Origin of the sequence: Actinoplanes sp. NPDC051861, assembly GCF_040681145.1 — a bacterium.
Lineage (GTDB): Bacteria > Actinomycetota > Actinomycetes > Mycobacteriales > Micromonosporaceae > Actinoplanes.
Window position 1 is genome coordinate 482,814 of sequence record NZ_JBFAYE010000003.1, and the last position, 17,515, is coordinate 500,328.

The following is a 17,515-nucleotide window of genomic DNA, read 5'->3' on the forward strand; positions in this document are numbered from 1 at the left end:
TTCCGCCCGGGCCGCCGCTTTTTCTCCTCAGTCGCGGGTCAGGCCCGCTCGGCGCAGGGCGTCAGCCATCGCGCTGTTGCCGATGCTGCCGCCGCCCTGGCCGCCTCGCTGGCCGCCGCCCTGCTGCCGCGGCTGGCGCTGACCGCCCTGGCCGCCACGGCCACCCTGACCGCCGCGCTGGCCGCCCTGGCCACCTTGACCGCCCTGGCCACCGCGCTGGCCACCTTGACCGCCCTGGCCACCGCGCTGGCCGCCTTGGCCGCCCTGGCCACCTTGACCGCCGCGCTGGCCGCCCTGGCCGTCCCGGTTGCGGTCGCCGCGCTTGGGCTCGTCGGACAGGCGCATCGAGAGCGAGATCCGCTTGCGGTTCTCGTCGACCTCCAGCACGCGCACCTTCACCACGTCACCGGACTTGACCACCTCGCGCGGGTCCTGCACGAACTTCTCGGACAGCGCCGAGACGTGCACGAGCCCGTCCTGGTGCACGCCGATGTCGACGAACGCGCCGAACGCCGCCACGTTCGTGACCACGCCCTCCAGGATCATGCCCGGCTTCAGGTGGGCGATCTTCTCGACGCCCTCGGCGAACGTGGCCGTGGTGAACGCCGGCCGCGGGTCACGGCCCGGCTTCTCCAGCTCCTTGAGGATGTCGGTGATCGTCGGCAGGCCGACCGTGTCGGTGACGAACCGGTCCGGCCGGATGCCGCGCAGCAGCGGGCTGTTGCCGATCATCGTCTTGACGTCCGAGCCGGCGTCCGCGGCGATCGTGCGGACCAGCGTGTACGACTCGGGGTGCACGCTGGAGAAGTCGAGCGGGTCCTCGCCGTCACGGATCCGCAGGAAGCCGGCGCACTGCTCGAACGCCTTCGGGCCCAGCCGCGCCACCTTCTTGATCTCCTGGCGGTTCCGGAACGGGCCGTTCTCGTCACGGTGCAGCACGATGTTCTCGGCCAGACCGGCGGTGATGCCCGAGACCCGGGTCAGCAGCGGCGCCGAGGCGGTGTTGACGTCGACACCGACGCCGTTCACGCAGTCCTCGACCACGGCGTCCAGCGAACGGGCCAGCTTCACCTCGGAGATGTCGTGCTGGTACTGCCCGACGCCGATCGACTTCGGGTCGATCTTCACGAGCTCGGCGAGGGGGTCCTGCAGGCGGCGGGCGATGGAGACCGCCCCGCGCAGCGAGACGTCCATGCCGGGCAGCTCCTGCGACGCGTACGCGGAGGCCGAGTAGACCGACGCGCCCGCCTCGGAGACCATCACCTTGGTCAGCTTCGCGTCCGGGTGCCGCTTGATCAGCTCGGTGGCGAGCCGGTCGGTCTCGCGGGACGCGGTGCCGTTGCCGATCGCGATCAGCTCGACGTTGTGCACCGAGGCGAGCGCGGCGAGACGGTGGATCGACTCGTCCCACTTGTTCTGTGGCACGTGCGGGTAGATCGTGTCGGTGGCCACCACCTTGCCGGTCGCGTCCACCACGGCCACCTTCACACCGGTACGGAAACCGGGGTCCAGGCCCATCGTGGTGCGGGTGCCGGCGGGCGCGGCCAGCAGCAGGTCGCGCAGGTTGGCGGCGAACACGCGTACCGCCTCGTCCTCGGCCGCCTCGCGCAGCCGGACCCGCAGGTCGGCGCCGAGGTGGATGAGGATCCGGGTGCGCCACGCCCAGCGGACCGTGTCGGTCAGCCACTTGTCGCCGGGGCGGCCCTGGTTGCTGACACCGTTGCGCCCGGCGATGCGGCCCTCGAAGTACCCCTCGTCCTCCTCGGGGTGCGGCTCCATGGTGAGCTCGAGGACGTCCTCCTTCTCACCGCGGAGCATGGCGAGGATGCGGTGCGAGGGCAGTTTCGAGTACGGCTCGGCGAAGTCGAAGTAGTCGGCGAACTTGGCCCCGTCGTTCTGCTTGCCGTCGCGGACCTTGGCGACCAGGCGGCCCCGGGTCCACATCTGCTCGCGCAGCTCGCCGATCAGGTCGGCGTCCTCGGCGAACCGCTCGATCAGGATCGCCCGTGCCCCGTCCAGCGCGGCCGTGGGGTCCGCGACGCCCCTGTCGGCGTCCACGAAGCCCTCAGCGGCCGCACGCGGGTCCAGCGACGGGTCACCCAGGAGTTGATCAGCGAGCGGCTCCAGACCGGCCTCACGGGCGATCTGGGCCTTGGTTCGCCGCTTCGGCTTGTAGGGCAGGTAGATGTCCTCCAGCCGCGCCTTCGTGTCGGCTTCGAGGATCTGCTGTTCGAGCGCGTCGTCGAGCTTGCCCTGGGACCGGATCGACTCCAGCACCGCGGCGCGACGCTCCTCCAGCTCCCGCAGGTAGCCCAGGCGCTCCTCGAGGGTGCGCAGCTGGGCGTCGTCGAGCATGCCGGTCACCTCCTTGCGGTAGCGGGCGATGAACGGCACGGTGGCCCCGCCGTCGAGCAGATCGACGGCGGCGGTGACCTGCCCTTCGCGGACCCCGAGCTCAGAGGCGATGCGCTGATGGATTGCTGTCGTCACGACGTCGATTGTTACCGAGGCGGCCGCGGCTTGTCGCGCCGCCCCGCAGAGCGGCCCGGATGTGATGTGCCCGCCGGGCCGTGGGGAGCGCGACCCACCATTCTGCCGGTAGCCCTCAAACGGCACTACGTAGGAGGTACTAGAGACAACCGAATGGGCCTTTGGCACTCTTGTCACATGACGCTTGCTGTCCGGGCGGTCGCCGCCACTGATCAGGGCCTGGTCCGGTCCAACAACGAGGACGCGGTCTTCGTGGGTAATCGACTGTTCGTGGTGGCGGACGGCATGGGCGGGCTGCCGGCCGGTGAGCTGGCGAGCGACATCCTGGTGCAGACCCTCAGCACGGTCGACACGGCACCGGACAACGGCGAGCCGCTGCAGGATCTGATCAGCGCCCTGGAGACCGCCAACCAGCGCATCGAGGCCGCGGTCGCCGACGACGACGCCCGCGACGGCATGGGTACGACGGTGACAGCCCTGCTGCTCTCCGGCGACCGGCTGGCGGCCCTCAACGTCGGCGACTCCCGCTGCTACCTGCTGCGCGACGGCGAGTTCACCCAGCTCACCCGCGACGACACGTACGTGCAGGCGCTCGTCGACCAGGGCGTGCTCACCCCCGACGACGCCCGCCGCCACCCGCAGCGCGCCCTGGTCACCCAGGCGGTGCAGGGCGGCCCGTTCCGCCCGGCGGGCCGCATGATCCCGGCGCGGCTCGGCGACCGATACCTGCTGTGCAGCGACGGCCTGTCCGATTACGTCGAGGACGAGGTGATCGCCCGCACCCTTGGCGAGGTGGCCGACCGCAAGTCCTGCGCCGCCGAACTGGTGAACCGCACCCTGGAGAACGGCGCCCCCGACAACGTGACCGTCATCGTCGCCGACGTCGTCGAGGCCTGACCGGCCGTGTTGATGGGGACCGAGCGGCTGGTGTTGCGGCGGTTCTGGGCTTCCGATGCGGCGGTGCTGGCGGAGTATCGGTCGGAGCCGGAGGTTGCGCGGTATCAGTCGTGGGACGCGCCGTTTCCGATGGCGAAGGCGGAGGTGGCCGTGCGGAATTTCGCGGCGAGTTCGCCGGATGCGCCCGGGTGGTTCCAGTACGCGATCGAGCTGGTCGAGGAGGGCCGGCTCATCGGGGACGTGGCGGTGCGGACGCATGAGAACCTTCAGCAGGCGGAGATCGGGTTCACGCTCGCGTCCGCGTACCAGAGAAGGGGTTTTGCGACGGAGGCCGTGACGGCCGTCCTGGACCGCTTGTTCCGCCTGCGTGGGCTGCACAAGGTGACGGGCGAGTGCGATGCGCGGAACAAGCCGTCGGCGGCCCTGATGGAGCGCCTCGGGTTCACGCGTGAGGGGCATCTGCGGCAGCAGACGTTCATCAAGGGTGAGTGGACCGACGACCTGATCTACGGCCTGCTCGCCGAGGAGTGGCTCAGTGGATCTTGACGGGTTCTGGCGGCTGATCGAGCGCAGCGGGCGCGAGCGCGACACCAAGGACGGCCGCACGCAGTGGCTGACCGGGGTGCTGGGGCGGCTCGACCGGGTGCACATCGAGGACTTCGACGCGCGCCTGCAGGAGCTGCGCGACCGGATCGACGGCGCGCGGATGTGGACCGCCGCCGACGTGATGATCGACGGGTGCTCGACGGACGGGTTCTGGTACTTCCAGTGCTGGCTGATCGGGCAGGGCCGGGAGGCGTTCGAGCGTGTGGCGGCGGACCCGGACGAGCTGGTCACGCTGCCGGCGGTGCAGCACCTCGCCACCCGGCCCTACGGCACGTGGGAGGACGAGGAGTGGCCGGAGTGGGAGTCGCTCGCCTACGTGGCCCGCTCCGCCTACCCGGACGGTGAGGAGATCTTCGACGTGCTCGAGGAGCGCGGCGTCTACATCAGGTCGGACCCGCTGCATCCGGACTGGAGCCGCGAATACAGCTATCCCCGGCTGAGCGCCCTGTTTCCGCACCGCCGGGGATAGCCGCCGGTTCTCAGCCCTCGTAGCGGAGCCAGACCGCGCCGAGCGGGGGTACGCGCAGCGAGGCCGAAGCGTCGAAGCCGTGCCAGGCGATGTTCTCCGCCTCGACCGCGCCCATGTTGCCCACGCCGGAGCCGCCGTACAGCTCGCTGTCGGTGTTGATGACCTCGGCCCAGCGGCCGGGCCGGGGCAGACCGATGCGGTAGCCCTCGTGCGGGATCGCGGCGAAGTTGACCACGCAGGCGACGGTGTCGCCGTTCGGTGCGAAGCGGACGAACGAGAACGTGTTGTGCTGCGAGTCCTCGCTGGTGATCCAGCGGAAGCCGGACGGTGAGGTGTCCTGGGTCCAGAGCGCCGGCGTCTCCCGGTAGACCCGGTTCAGGTCGGTGACCAGGGCCTTGACGCCGCCGTGCCGAGGGTCCTCGAGCAGGTGCCAGTGCAGGCCCTCACCCTCGTTCCACTCCCTCTCGTCGCCCATCTCGGCGCCCATGAACAGCAGCTGCTTGCCGGTGAACGCCCACATGAAGCCGAGCATGGCCCGGGTGTTCGCCAGTTTCTGCCACAGGTCGCCGGGCATCTTGCCGGTCAGCGAGCCCTTGCCGTGCACGACCTCGTCGTGGCTGATCGGCAGGATGTAGTTCTCGCTCCATGCGTACACGGTCGCGAAGGTCATCTGATGGTGGTGCCACTGGCGGTGGATCGGCTCCTTGACCATGTAGTTCAAGGTGTCGTTCATCCAGCCCATGTTCCACTTGAAGCCGAAGCCCAGGCCGCCCAGGTGGGTGGGGCGGGTGACGCCGGGCCACGCGGTGGACTCCTCGGCGATCGTCATGACACCGGGGTGGTGCTTGTAGACGGTCGCGTTCATCTCCTGCAGGAAGCTGATCGCGTCCAGGTTCTCCCGGCCGCCGTACTGGTTCGGGGTCCACTCGCCGTCCTTGCGGGAGTAGTCCAGGTAGAGCATCGAGGCCACGGCGTCGACCCGCAGGCCGTCGGCGTGGAACTCCTCGCACCAGTAGAGGGCGTTGGCCACCAGGAAGTTGCGGACCTCCTTGCGGCCGAAGTCGAAGACGTACGTGCCCCAGTCGGGGTGCTCGCCGCGGCGCCAGTCGCCGTGCTCGTACAGCGGGGTGCCGTCGAAGCGGGCCAGGGCCCACTCGTCCTTGGGGAAGTGGGCGGGCACCCAGTCGAGGATCACGCCGATGCCGGCCTGGTGCAGCTTGTCGACCAGGAAACGGAACTCGTCGGGGGAGCCGAAACGGGAGGTCGGAGCGAAGTAGCCGGTGACCTGGTAGCCCCAGGAGCCGCCGAACGGGTGCTCCATGACCGGCATCAGCTCGACGTGCGTGAAGCCCGTCTCGACGACGTAGTCCACGAGCTGCTCGGCCAGTTCGGTGTAGGTCAGCCCCGGCCGCCACGAACCCAGGTGCACCTCGTAGCAGCTGATCGGCTCCTGGTGCCACGACTTGCGGGAACGCTCCCGCATCCACTGCTCGTCGTGCCACTGGTACTCCGACTGGAACACCACCGAGGCGGTTGCCGGCGGGACCTCGGTGTGCTGGGCCAGGGGGTCGGCGTGCTCGCGCCACACCCCGTCGCGCCCCAGGATCTTGAACTTGTACTTGGTGCCGAGGTGCGCGGTCGGCACGTACAGCTCCCAGACGCCGCTGGAGCCGAGCGAGCGCATGGGCCACCCGTCGTAGGGCCCCCAGCCGGCGAAGTCGCCGACGACCTGGACACCGCGGGCCGCCGGGGCCCACACGGCGAACGCCACCCCGGTGCCCTTCGGCTGCGCGCCGAGCACCTTCCACAGCTTCTCGTGCCGGCCCTCACCGATCAGGTGCAGGTCCAGCTCACCCAGGGTGGGGAGATGACGGTACGGGTCGTCGCACTGCGTCCCGTCCACGTCGAGCCGGTAGTCCAGCACCGTGCCGGGCAGCTCGGCGGCGAAGATGCCGTCCGGGTGCACGAGGGTCGCCTCGTAGCGTTCTCCGTCGTGCAGGACCGCCACCGCCGAGGCACCCTTGCGCAGGGTACGGACGACCGTGTGCCCACCGTGCGGATGAGCGCCGAGGATGGCGTGCGGATCGTGGGTGTCCCCGGCGATCACGCTGTTCATGGCCCGCTTGTCGGCGGCCAGCCGTGAGGTGGTGTGCCCGATCATGATGGAACGATTCCTCCGGGGGTTGTCTCGACCAGCCGGGCGATGGAGCGCAGGGGGATGCGCAGCCAGCCGGGCCGGTGCCGGGCCTCGTACGCGGCCTCGTAGACCGCCTTGTCCAGTTCGTACGCCGCGAGCAGCTCGGCACGATCACGGGGATCCTGCCCGGCCGCGTGGGCGTACCCGTCGCAGAAGGCCGTCCGGTTGCGGTCCACCCACTCGCGGGCCCGTGCCGCCAGGTGCTCGTCCTCGTCCTGGTCGACCAGCAGCTGATAGGCCGCGTACTCGTAGGAGCGCAGCACACCCGCCACGTCACGCAGCGGCGAGTCGGGCAGGCGGCGCTCGTCGAGCGGCTGGCCGGGCTCACCCTCGAAGTCGATCAGCAGCCAGGCCTCCGGCGTGCGCAGCACCTGGCCCAGGTGCAGGTCGCCGTGCACCCGCTGCACCTCGACCTGCTCGCCGGTGAGCCGGGTGAAGCGGTCGGTGATCGCCGGGACGTACTGCTGGAGCTCGGGTACCGCGTTGGCGGCCGTCCGCAGCCGGGCCAGGAACCCGTCCAGCGGGAACGGCGCCGGTCCGGTGCCCATCTCCCGGGAGAGCGTCAGGTGCACCGACGCGACCGCCTCGCCCAGCCGGTACGACTCGCCCTGGAAGTCGCCGCCCACCTCGTCGGCGCCCAGCTCCGCGTCGGCGAACAGGTCCCGCGCGGACGCGGTGGCCATCGCCCAGCCCTCGGCCGAGTTCGACGCGTACTCGGTGACCATGCCCAGTGAGCAGGAGCCGGCGTCGTCGGCCGCCTGGAACGACCCGAACAGCTTCGCCACGTGCGGGTTCCCGGCGCGGCCGAGCACCCGGTTCAGCTCGATGTCCGGGTTGATGCCGCAGGTGACCCGCCGGAACAGCTTGAGGATGGCGTCCTCGTCGAAGATCACGCTGGTGTTGCTCTGCTCCGCGTCGAACACCCGGGGCCAGGCGTCCAGCGGCAGCGCGTCGCCGGGCTCCTTGGAGAACGTGATGTCGCCCTTCTGCTCGGAGCCTTCCACCAGCCCGAGCAGATAGCGTGCCGCGTCCGCGTCGTAGAGCGCGTCGTAACCGACCCGGCCGTCGTCGGCGGTGCCGATCGTGGCGACGGCGTTGTACTCGGCGACCGGTGCGGAGCCCCAGCCGACCAGGATCTGGTACCGCTCGGAGCTGCCGTCGGTGTACTCGACGTCCACCAGGACCAGGTCGAGGTCGTCGCCGAGGGACGTGGCGGAGGCCTCCTTGATGGACGCGAGCACCCGGCTGCGCCCAGCGTACCAGCGTTGTTTCGGCAACCACTCGGCGAAAGGCAGCGTCATTGCTTCTCCTCTGACCCGCACAGCTGGAACCAGTAGAAGCCGTGCCCCGGAAGGGTCAGCAGGTACGGCAACTGGCCGATCCTCGGGAAGTTGACGTGTCCGGTCAGCTCCACCGGGGTGTAGCCGTTCCAGTGCTGGAGGTTGAGTTCGATCGGCTGCGGGAAGCGGGACAGGTTGTTGACGCAGAGCACCACGTCGTCGCCGAACTCCCGCAGATAGGCCAGAACGGACGGGTTGGAGCCGCCCAGCTCCCGGAACGTGCCGACGGCGAACGCCTCGTGCCGGCGGCGCACGGCCAGCATGGTGCGGGTCCAGTTCAGCAGCGACGTGGAGCTGTCCCGCTGCGCCTCGACGTTGACCGCCTGATAGCCGTAGACCGGGTCCTGGTTGACCGGCAGGTAGAGCCGTCCCGGCGTCGCGGTGGAGAAGCCCGCGTTGCGGTCCGGCGTCCACTGCATCGGCGTACGCACGCCGTCGCGGTCACCGAGCCAGATGTTGTCGCCCATGCCGATCTCGTCGCCGTAGTACAGGACCGGCGAGCCGGGCAGCGACAGCAGCAGCGCGGTGAACAGCTCGATCTGGTTGCGGTCGTTCTCCAGCAGCGGGGCGAGCCGGCGGCGGATGCCGACGTTCGCCTTCATCCGTGGGTCCTTGGCGTACTCCGAGTACATGTAGTCGCGCTCTTCGTCGGTGACCATCTCGAGCGTCAGCTCGTCGTGGTTACGCAGGAAGATGCCCCACTGGCAGTTGTCCGGCTTCTCCGGCGTCTGCGCCAGGATCTCCGAGATCGGGAAGCGCGACTCGCGCCGGACCGCCATGAAGATGCGCGGCATGAGCGGGAAGTGGAACGCCATGTGGCACTCGTCGCCGCCGGAGCGCGGGTCGCCGAAGTACTCCACCACGTCGGCCGGCCACTGGTTCGCCTCGGCCAGCAGCACCCGGCCCGGGAACTCGTCGTCGATCACCTTGCGGCAGTGCTTCAGGAACGCGTGCGTGGCCGGCAGGTTCTCGCAGTTGGTGCCCTCCTCCTCGAACAGGTACGGCACGGCGTCCAGGCGGAACCCGTCGATGCCCAGGTCCAGCCAGAACCGCAGGACGTCGAGCATCGCCTCCTGCACGGCCGGGTTCTCGTAGTTGAGGTCGGGCTGGTGCGAGAAGAACCGGTGCCAGTAGAACTGCCGGCGCACCGGGTCGAACGTCCAGTTCGACTCCTCGGTGTCGACGAAGATGATCCGGGCGTCGGGGTACTTGTCGCTGGTGTCGTTCCAGACGTAGAAGTCGCCGTAAGGGCCGTCCGGGTCGTGGCGGGAGGCCTGGAACCACGGGTGCGAGTCCGACGTGTGGTTCATGACGAGGTCGGTGATCACCCGGATGCCGCGCTTGTGGGCGGCGTCGAGCAGGGCCACGAAGTCGTCGACCGTACCGAACTCCGGCAGCACCTTGTAGAAGTCACGGATGTCGTAGCCGCCGTCGCGCAGCGGCGAGTCGTAGAACGGCGGCAGCCAGAGGCAGTCGACGCCCAGCCACTGCAGGTAGTCGAGCCGCTCGATCAGGCCGCGCAGGTCGCCGCCGCCGTCGGACCCCGAGTCGTAGAACGCCCGGACCAGCACCTCGTAGAAGACCGCCCGCTGGAACCAGGTGCGGTCGGCCGGCAGGGCCCGGGCGTGACCGAAGTCGTCGGCGCTGGGGTGCTCGACCACACCGTCCTCGGTGTGGCTGCCGGACGCCGGATCGTGCTCGCTCGTCAACTCCATCGTGTTCCCCCTACCCCGTCTGCACGACGAAGATGTGCGCCGGCTCGACGTACGGGTCGATCCGGACCGCGTTGTACTGTCCCCACTCGTACGTCGCCCCGCTGATCTGGTCGACCACCGTGAACCGGTCGTGCCAGTCCATGCCGAGGGCGGGCATGTCCAGAGTGGTGTTGCCCCACTGCACGTTGGCGGAGTCGAACGAGCAGATGACCAGGACGGTGTTGCCGGTCTCCGGATCCCGCTTGGAGAAGACGAGCAGGGCGCCGTTGTCGATCTCGTGGAAGCGCAGGTTGCGCAGCCAGTGCAGGGCCGGGTTCTGCTCACGGATCTGGTTCAGCTTGGTCAGGTACGGCGCGAGGGAGCGGCCGGTCCGCTCGGCCGCCGCCCAGTCCCGCGGCTTCAGCTCGAACTTCTCGTTGTCGATGTACTCCTCGGCGCCGGGCCGGGGCACGTGCTCGAACAGCTCGTAGCCGGAGTAGAGGCCCCAGGACGGGGTGAGCATCGCGGCCAGCACCGCGCGGATCTTGAACATCGGCGGCCCGCCGTGCTGCAGCGACTCGTGCAGGATGTCCGGGGTGTTCGGCCAGAAGTTCGGCCGCATCCAGTCGATCGAGGTGAGCAGCTGCTCCATGTACTCGCGCATCTCGGGCGCCGAGGTGCGCCACGTGAAGTACGTGTACGACTGCGTGAAGCCGATCTTGCCGAGCCCGTTCATCATCGCGGGGCGGGTGAACGCCTCGGCCAGGAACAGCACGTCCGGGTCGGACTCCTTGACCTTGGGGATCAGCCACTGCCAGAAGTTGACGGCCTTGGTGTGCGGGTTGTCGACGCGGAAGATCTTGATGCCGTTGTTCACCCAGTGCATCACCACGCGGTAGACCTCGTCACGCAGCGCCCGATAGTCGTTGTCCCAGTTGATCGGGTAGATGTCCTGGTACTTCTTGGGCGGGTTCTCGGCGTACGCGATCGAGCCGTCGGCCCGGGTCGTGAAGAACTCCGGGTGCTCGGAGACCCACGGGTGGTCCGGGGCAGCCTGCAGGGCGAGGTCCATGGCGACCTCCATCCCCAGTTCCTCAGCCCTCTTTATAAACGCCCGGAAGTCGTCGAGGCTCCCCAGCTGCGGATGAATCGCGTCGTGCCCGCCCTCGTCGGATCCGATCGCCCACGGCGAGCCGACGTCCTCCGGACGGGCGACCAGAGTGTTGTTCCGGCCCTTGCGGTTGATCTTTCCGATCGGATGGATCGGAGGGAGGTAGACGACGTTGAAGCCCATCGCCGCGACAGCCGGCAGCCGCAGCGCGGCCGTGGCGAACGTGCCGTGCTTGACCGGCGTGGCGTCCGGCCCGATCTCGGCACCCTCGGAACGGGGGAAGAACTCGTACCACGCGGAGTAGAGGGCGCGCTTGCGGTCCACCCAGATCGCGAACGAGCGGGTCGTGGTGACCAGGTGGCGCACCGGGTTGTGCCAGAGCAGCTCCTCCAGGTCCAGCGCCGGGGTGACCCGGGCGAACAGGGAACGCTGCTCGTCGCGCAGCGCGGCCGAGGCGGTGCGGACCCGCTCCTCGTCGGCCGGCGGCACGATCTTGGCGGCCAGGTCGATCACCTCGGCGCCCTCGGCGAGGTCGTTCGCGAGGTCCTCGGCACCCTGCCCGGCGCCGATCTTCTTGACCACGGCGTCGCGCCACGTCCGGTACGGATCGTCGAACGCCTCGACGGTGAACGTCCACCGGCCGATCTCGTCGGGACGGATCGAGGCGTGCCACCTGTCCAGGCCCGGCTCGCCGGGCGTCATGCGGGTGAACGGCTTGGTCTCCCCGTCCGGGCCACGCCATACCACATTCACGCCGAGGGCGTGGTGACCTTCGCGATAGGACACCGCAGAAACCGGGACGAGCTCGCCGACCACCGCTTTGGCGGGGTAGCGGCCACCGGAAACGGCCGGCGTCACGTCTTCGATGGGGAAACGACCGGTCATGATCTCCACCGTAGTCAGAGGGGCGCGGGAGGACTCGGCGACCGGAGAATCCACCGCCGTTCGTCCTATGACTTCTCCGCAGTGGAGGTTTTGAAACGGCCGACCGCCGATGCGGTTCAACCTACCGGAGCATCCCTACGCCGACCCGTCCGGACGCGGCCGTGCGCCACCGGAAAACACGACAAGTTCACCTGATCGCAACAGGCGCTCGTCGCTTGCCGGGCGCACGTCCGGGACGGCGCCGGCCAGCAGTACCACATTGCCCGCGCGGCGCCCCTTCAACACTCCGGTCTGGCCGAGCAGGGCCACATCGTCGAAGCTCGATCGCATCGTCGCCACCTGGGTCCGGGTGAAGGCCAGCGGCGGCACATCGGTCAGATTCATCACCAGCAGCCCGTCCGGACGTAACGCCCGAGCCGCCGCCGTCGCGAACCCGGCCGTCGCCAGCGAGCCCGGCATCGCGGCGCCCGAGAAGACATCGGCGATTATCACCGCGTACCCCTGCTGCTCCTCGGTCTCCAGAACCGTGCGCGCGTCGCCCACCGAGATCTCCATCGGCTGCGCCGGCGGCATCTCCCGCAGGATCAGCGAGATCAGGTCCGGATCGTGCTCCACCACCTTCTGCGCGGCGTCCGGCCACCACCGGGCCATCAGGCGCGGCAGGGTCAGCGCCCCACCACCCAAATGCAAGATCTTCAGGGGTACGCGAGACGCGCTCCGCCCGCTCCAGGACCGCACGGCCCGCGCGATCTGGCGCACGTAGGTGAACGCCAGGTACTCCGGGTCGTCGAGATCCACGTATGACTGCGGCACGCCGTCGATCAGCAGCGTCCAGCCGCGCGGCCGGTCCGGATCGGGCTCCAGATCGGCGACCCCGGACGCGACCAGCGCGGTCAGGGTAGTGCGTCGGTTGCCGCGGGTTGCCATCGAGTGACCTTACTCAAGACGGCCATCGCGAACCCGAGCTATACCCCTGACGCGAGCCGCCCCCGGCAAGCGCCTGAGGGAGGAGATACCGACGTGGCCGGACCGTCCACCGCACTGTCGCCGGTGATTGCCGCCAGCACGCACTGGCTGGCTCGCGCGTACCCCGGGGGAGACTCCAACACCGTCGCGCACACCCTGGCCGAACTGCAGGCCCGGCAGGCCGTGACCGTCGCCGCCTGGCTGCGGTACCCCACCGAGGTCGACGCCGCGCTGGTCGCGATCGCGGGTCCCGGCGGCTCCGCCCTGCTCGACTGGAAGGCCGGCAGCGAGCCGGACGACGAGTTCGCCGACGGCGAGGGCTGGCGCACCTGGGTCGACGAGGTCGTGGTGAGCTGGGCCGCCTGCCTGCTCGCCGACCCGATGCTGGCCCGCCGCGGCGTCGACGCGGTGATCGCCGCCATGCCGGCCGGCGCCGCCGACCCGCGTCCCCGCCCGCACGCCCGCCGCCCCGGCGGTCTGCCCACCGAGTTCCGCCGCCTGCTGCAGCCGGACCCGCGCGACCGTGAGGCCGCCGCGCTGCTGCGCCACCCCGACCTGCTGGACCCGATCGCCTCCATGCACCGGGACACCCTGCTCTACCTCTTGGACGCCGAGCCGGATCGCGCTGTGCCCAATGGCCTCGCTCCGCTCGGCGGGAGCGCGCCCCTGGGAGCCGCTGTCGAGGGCACCGAAATCCACGACGGCTTCGCCTAGCGGATTTCGGCACCCTCGACACCGGCGGGCGCGCTCCGCTCGCCGCTTGATCTGTCTCTCCCGGCCGGATCCCGCTGCCTTTGTGCGGCGGGACGGGAGGGAACTGAGAGGCCGCGATACCGGTGCCAATGTCCTCCTGGGCGCCGGTATCGCGGCCTCTTTCTAGTCTTCGGCCAGTCTGGCGGGGAAGCCGCCGGTGGCGATCGGGCCCCAGGAGTCGATCGTCACGCGGATCAGGCATTTGCCCTGGTCACGCATGGCCTGGCGGTACTCGTCCCAGTTCGGGTGCTCGCCGGAGATGGACCGGAAATAGTCCACCAGGGGCTCGACGGCCTCCGGCAGGTCGATGATCTCGGCGGTGCCGTCGACCTGCACCCACGGACCGTTCCACTCCTCGGAGAGCACGCAGAGCGTCACTCGCGGGTCGCGGCGGATGTTCGCCACCTTGGCCCGCTCCGGGTAGCTGGAGATCACGATGCGGCCCTCGGCGTCGACGCCGCACGAGTTCGGCGAGGACTGCGGGCGGCCGTCCTTGCGCGTGGTCATCAGGATCGCGTGGTGCCGTGGCCGCAGGAACTCGACCAGTTCCTCCCGGCTGACCCGCGTGTTCGTGGCGATGGTGCGTGGCATGGTCTCTCCTAGTCCCGGTGGGCCTGCGCGGCCGCGTCGACCTGGATCGCGCCCGGGTCCTGCTGGCCGGGGCCGGACGCCGCCTGCTCCGCGCTGACCGCCGCGCCGATGATGCCCGCGTTGTTCAGCAGCGCGGCCGCGACGATCGGCGTGCGCAGGTCCAGCAGCGGGAAGAACTTCTCCGACTTCTTGCTGACGCCGCCGCCGATGATGAACAGCCGCGGCGAGAGCAGCATCTCCACGTGCCGCAGGTAACGCTCCACCCGCGGCGCCCACTGCTCCCAGGTCAGCTCCTCGGCCTCGCGGATCCGGTCGGAGGCGAGCAGCTCGGCGTCGCGGCCGTCGATCTCCAGGTGGCCGAGCTCGGTGTTCGGGATCAGCACGCCGTCCAGGAACAGCGCGGTGCCGATGCCGGTGCCCAGGGTCACCATGATGATCAGGCCGGACTGGTCGCGGCCCGCGCCGAACGCCACCTCGGCCGCGCCCGCCGCGTCAGCGTCGTTGAGCACGGTCACCGGCATGCCCAGGCGCTCGGAGAAGACCTGCGCGGCCGGCGCGTTCAGCCAGGACTTGTCGACGTTGGCCGCCGTCTTCGTGACGCCGTCCACGACGATGCCCGGGAACGTGATGCCGACGCGCTCGACGTCCGCGTACTTCCCCGCGACCTCCGCGACCGCCTCGAGGACGGCCTCCACGTCAGCCGGCTGTGGGGTGGGCACACGGAACCGCTCCTCGAGCAGTTCGCCGCGCACAGTGTCGACCGGGGCGCCCTTGACGCCGGAGCCGCCGATGTCGATACCGAGGATGCTCATCCGTCTTCCGTTCTTCCGCTCGCTCTGCCGGTCGTTCTCCGGTGTCTACCACGCGGTGCCGACAGTAAATCTTGCGCTCTGACGGACCGTGAGCGACCGACACCATAGAATGAACTCGCTGAGTAATTCCCGTATTCACGCATCGTCACTCATACTTTCGGCTAGTCGAGGGTCGTCTTCTCGGCTAGCGTTGCCCTATAGAACGGTCGCCGAGCGCGGGCACGGCTCTCTGCCCGCTGATGGAGGACCAGTCCATGACCCTCATCGAGGTAACAGCGTCCGACCTGCTCACGATGATGGCGGACGCGCCGCCCGAACAGCGTGGCCGCATCCGGGACCGGGCCATCGAAGCCTGGCTGCCCCTCGCCCGCCACCTCGCCCACCGATACTCCGGCCGGGGCGAACCCACCGACGACCTGATCCAGACCGCGACCGTCGGCCTCATCAAAGCGGTCGACAAATTCGACCCGGAACGTGGCGTCGACTTCGCCGGGTACGCGATACCGACGATCATCGGCGAGATCAAGCGGCACTTCCGCGACCGGACGTGGTCGGTCCGGGTCCCCCGTCGGCTGCAGGAGCTGCGGCTGGCGATCACGGAGGCCAACAGCACGCTCACCCACAGTCTGGGGCGGTCACCGACCGTGGCGGACATCGCTGTGCATCTGGGGATCGGTGAGGAGGACGTGCTGGAAGGGCTGGAGGGGGCGCGGGCGTACAACGCCACGTCGCTGTCGACGCCCATCAGCGCGGACGGGAGTACTGAGCTGGGGGACACGCTCGGTGCGGTGGACCGGGAGTATGAGATCGCGGAGACGCGGGTGGCGCTGGGGCCGGCGCTGGCGACGCTGGACGAGCGGGAGCAGAGGATTCTGACGCTGCGGTTCTACGGGAACCTGACGCAGTCGCAGATCGCGGAGCAGGTGGGGATCTCGCAGATGCACGTTTCGCGGTTGCTGACCAGGGCGCTGGGCAAGCTGCGGAGTCAGCTGGCCTCCTAGCGCCTGTTTCGGAGTGGATGGCTGGGCTGCGGCGTGGCCCAGCCGCCGTCTGGCCGCACGTCGCGAACACCCGGATACAACCCCGGTATCCGGGCGCCCGCGCCGCACACCCAGACGACACCTGGACCTCGCCTCGCTCCTGCCCCCACTGAAGAAACAGGCGCTAGGCTTACCGGGCGCCGCTGGCTCGCCAGTTCAGCTGGATCAGGAGGTGGCGGGCCTCGTCGGCTACCTCGGTGTCGGCCAGGACGGCGTACTGGGCTGCCTGCAGGGAGCTTCGTGAGGTGAAGTCGCGGCGGCCGCCGGTGGCGGCGTGGGCGATGGCTCCGAAGACGGCGCCCCAGACGGCGCCGATCAGGACCGTGGTCAGGATGACTGCGAACCAGCCCGAGTCGCTGAACAGGCCGAACAGCAGGCCGACGAACAGGCCGAACCATGCGCCGCTGGCCGTGCCCGCGATGGCGGCCCGGCCGACGGTCAGGCGGCCGAGAACGTTCTCGACCAGGCGCAGATCGGTGCCGACGATGGAGACCCGGGAGACCGGGAACCTGTTGTCCGAGAGGTGGTCGACGGCCTGCTGGGCCAGGCCGTACTCCGGGTAGGTGCCGACCACGACGGTCGGGCCCGCCGCGGCGGGGGTGGCGGCAGCGGGCAGGTCGGGAACGCCGGCCGGGCCGGGCGGCACCGAACCGGGTGCGGCGGCTGCCGGGTTGTCAGCGGGAGGGGTTGTCATCTGGTGCCTCCTGTAGCGGGTCGGGACGCCGGCGGTTCGCCCGCCGTGAGCCGTACCCAAATGATGAACGCCCCGGCGACGAAGGCGACAATGCCCGCCGCGCCGGCCAGGAACGCGTACTTGCCGGAGACGAAGTCCGGGAAGACCCGCTCGGAGAGGGCCACCGCGACCAGGCCGACGACGCCGGCCGCCGCGGTGATGGCGGCGGTGATGCCGAGGACCACGGTCACCAGGCGGTTGGGCAGGTGCAGCGGCCGGGTGGGCCCGGACAGGCGCAGGCGTACGCCCCACACCGCCAGCGAACCCCACGCCAGCACGATCAGCACACCGGCTACCGCGTCGCTCGGGCGGTGCCACTCGGCCCAGACGGTGGCGATCGCGACCACCGCCGTGTAGGCGGCGCCGATCAGGGCGATCGTGCCGCGCAGCGCCCGGGGGAACACGAGCACCAGCACGAACGCGACCGACGCGGCGGCGGCGGTGTGGCCGCTCGGGAACGAGTTGGGTGCCGGGAAGTCGTCCAGGTCCGGCCGGTCCAGGCGGGCCTTGAGCAGCTGCGCGGTGAGGTTGGCGCCGACCACGGTCAGGGTGGCGGCGACGGAGAGGTCGAGGCGGCGGCGCAGCGCGCCGAAGGCCGCGGCGAGCAGGCAGACCAGCGCGAGGCTCGCGAGTTGGGTGGCGTTGAGCGTACGGGTGAGCACCTCCGTGACCCTCGGGTGATCCACGTCGTTGCCCCGCATCGCCGCGGTGTCCGCCAGCTGGCCCAGTGGTGTGCGTATGAAGATCACGTAGACGGCCACCGCGAGCGCGGCCGCCAGGATCGAGACCAGCAGCGGACTGGCCGTGTCCCACAAAGTGCGGCGCGGGCGGGAAGCACGCGGGCGGGCGGGCACGCGGGATACACGGGCGGGACGCGGGGCGACGGCTGTCATGTCGTCCTCCAAAGACGGCGATGTGGACACGCCCTTTC

At 69.9% G+C, this 17,515-nt stretch carries 15 protein-coding genes; 5 read left to right on the plus strand and 10 right to left on the minus strand.

Features of this window, described 5'->3' with window-relative positions; all coding sequences use genetic code 11:
• Positions 1-27: 27 nt before the first annotated feature.
• Entirely contained in the window at positions 28-2,490 is a 2,463-nt protein-coding gene (locus AB0M02_RS13025; protein ID WP_364225437.1) for a Tex family protein, read from the minus strand.
• Between the two features lie 177 nt (positions 2,491-2,667).
• Here AB0M02_RS13025 and AB0M02_RS13030 point away from each other — a divergent pair, with 177 nt between their 5' ends.
• Genes AB0M02_RS13030 through AB0M02_RS13040 form a run of 3 tightly spaced genes read left to right on the plus strand, consistent with a single transcriptional unit; the run spans position 2,668 to position 4,462 of the window.
• Positions 2,668-3,387: a protein phosphatase 2C domain-containing protein gene (locus AB0M02_RS13030; RefSeq protein WP_364225439.1), complete on the plus strand. Its 720-nt coding sequence runs from the start codon at positions 2,668-2,670 to the stop codon at positions 3,385-3,387.
• 12 nt (positions 3,388-3,399) lie between these two features.
• Complete coding sequence (locus AB0M02_RS13035; protein WP_364225442.1) at positions 3,400-3,933, plus strand: GNAT family protein; 534 nt, start codon at positions 3,400-3,402, stop codon at positions 3,931-3,933.
• The gene (locus tag AB0M02_RS13040; RefSeq protein ID WP_364225445.1) at positions 3,923-4,462 is read left to right on the plus strand and encodes a DUF4240 domain-containing protein; all 540 of its coding nucleotides are present in this window, start codon (positions 3,923-3,925) and stop codon (positions 4,460-4,462) included. The genes AB0M02_RS13035 and AB0M02_RS13040 overlap by 11 nt, the downstream gene beginning before the upstream one ends.
• A 10-nt stretch (positions 4,463-4,472) precedes the next feature.
• Here the strand turns inward: AB0M02_RS13040 and glgB are convergent, their stop codons facing one another.
• The 5 genes from glgB to AB0M02_RS13065 all read right to left on the minus strand — a co-directional run bounded on the left by glgB (position 4,473) and on the right by AB0M02_RS13065 (position 12,616).
• Positions 4,473-6,623 carry a 1,4-alpha-glucan branching protein GlgB gene (glgB, locus tag AB0M02_RS13045; RefSeq protein WP_364225447.1) on the minus strand — a complete coding sequence of 717 codons (2,151 nt, stop codon included), beginning with the start codon at positions 6,621-6,623 and terminating at the stop codon, positions 4,473-4,475.
• Positions 6,620-7,960, minus strand: coding sequence for a maltokinase (locus AB0M02_RS13050; protein WP_364225449.1), 1,341 nt, complete (start codon positions 7,958-7,960; stop codon positions 6,620-6,622). The genes glgB and AB0M02_RS13050 overlap by 4 nt, the downstream gene beginning before the upstream one ends.
• Positions 7,957-9,714 (minus strand): maltose alpha-D-glucosyltransferase, encoded by a 1,758-nt coding sequence (treS, locus tag AB0M02_RS13055; protein WP_364225452.1) that lies wholly within the window; start codon positions 9,712-9,714, stop codon positions 7,957-7,959. Before treS ends, AB0M02_RS13050 begins: the two co-directional genes overlap by 4 nt.
• 10 nt (positions 9,715-9,724) lie before the next feature.
• Positions 9,725-11,689, minus strand: a complete 1,965-nt coding sequence (locus tag AB0M02_RS13060; protein ID WP_364225455.1) for an alpha-1,4-glucan--maltose-1-phosphate maltosyltransferase — start codon at positions 11,687-11,689, stop codon at positions 9,725-9,727.
• A 135-nt stretch (positions 11,690-11,824) separates the two neighbouring features.
• On the minus strand, positions 11,825-12,616 hold the full coding sequence (locus AB0M02_RS13065; RefSeq protein WP_364225458.1) for a fused MFS/spermidine synthase: 792 nt from the start codon (positions 12,614-12,616) through the stop codon (positions 11,825-11,827).
• Between the two features lie 93 nt (positions 12,617-12,709).
• On the opposite strand from AB0M02_RS13065, the gene AB0M02_RS13070 reads away from it, so the two are divergent.
• Positions 12,710-13,369 carry a hypothetical protein gene (locus AB0M02_RS13070; protein WP_364225461.1) on the plus strand — a complete coding sequence of 220 codons (660 nt, stop codon included), beginning with the start codon at positions 12,710-12,712 and terminating at the stop codon, positions 13,367-13,369.
• 162 nt (positions 13,370-13,531) lie between these two features.
• On the opposite strand, the gene AB0M02_RS13075 is transcribed toward AB0M02_RS13070, so the two are convergent.
• Together AB0M02_RS13075 and ppgK are read right to left on the minus strand one after the other, a co-directional pair.
• Positions 13,532-13,999 carry a PPOX class F420-dependent oxidoreductase gene (locus AB0M02_RS13075; protein ID WP_364225464.1) on the minus strand — a complete coding sequence of 156 codons (468 nt, stop codon included), beginning with the start codon at positions 13,997-13,999 and terminating at the stop codon, positions 13,532-13,534.
• A gap of 8 nt (positions 14,000-14,007) precedes the next feature.
• Complete coding sequence (gene ppgK, locus AB0M02_RS13080; RefSeq protein WP_364225467.1) at positions 14,008-14,811, minus strand: polyphosphate--glucose phosphotransferase; 804 nt, start codon at positions 14,809-14,811, stop codon at positions 14,008-14,010.
• Between the two features lie 293 nt (positions 14,812-15,104).
• Here ppgK and AB0M02_RS13085 point away from each other — a divergent pair, with 293 nt between their 5' ends.
• Positions 15,105-15,812: an RNA polymerase sigma factor SigF gene (locus AB0M02_RS13085; RefSeq protein WP_364226064.1), complete on the plus strand. Its 708-nt coding sequence runs from the start codon at positions 15,105-15,107 to the stop codon at positions 15,810-15,812.
• A 169-nt stretch (positions 15,813-15,981) separates the two neighbouring features.
• Here AB0M02_RS13085 and AB0M02_RS13090 read toward each other — a convergent pair whose 3' ends face one another.
• A complete protein-coding gene (locus tag AB0M02_RS13090) occupies positions 15,982-16,545 on the minus strand; it encodes a general stress protein (RefSeq protein ID WP_364225469.1) in 564 nt (187 codons plus the stop codon).
• Positions 16,542-17,477 carry a phosphatase PAP2 family protein gene (locus AB0M02_RS13095; RefSeq protein ID WP_364225472.1) on the minus strand — a complete coding sequence of 312 codons (936 nt, stop codon included), beginning with the start codon at positions 17,475-17,477 and terminating at the stop codon, positions 16,542-16,544. Before AB0M02_RS13095 ends, AB0M02_RS13090 begins: the two co-directional genes overlap by 4 nt.
• Positions 17,478-17,515 lie beyond the last annotated feature (38 nt).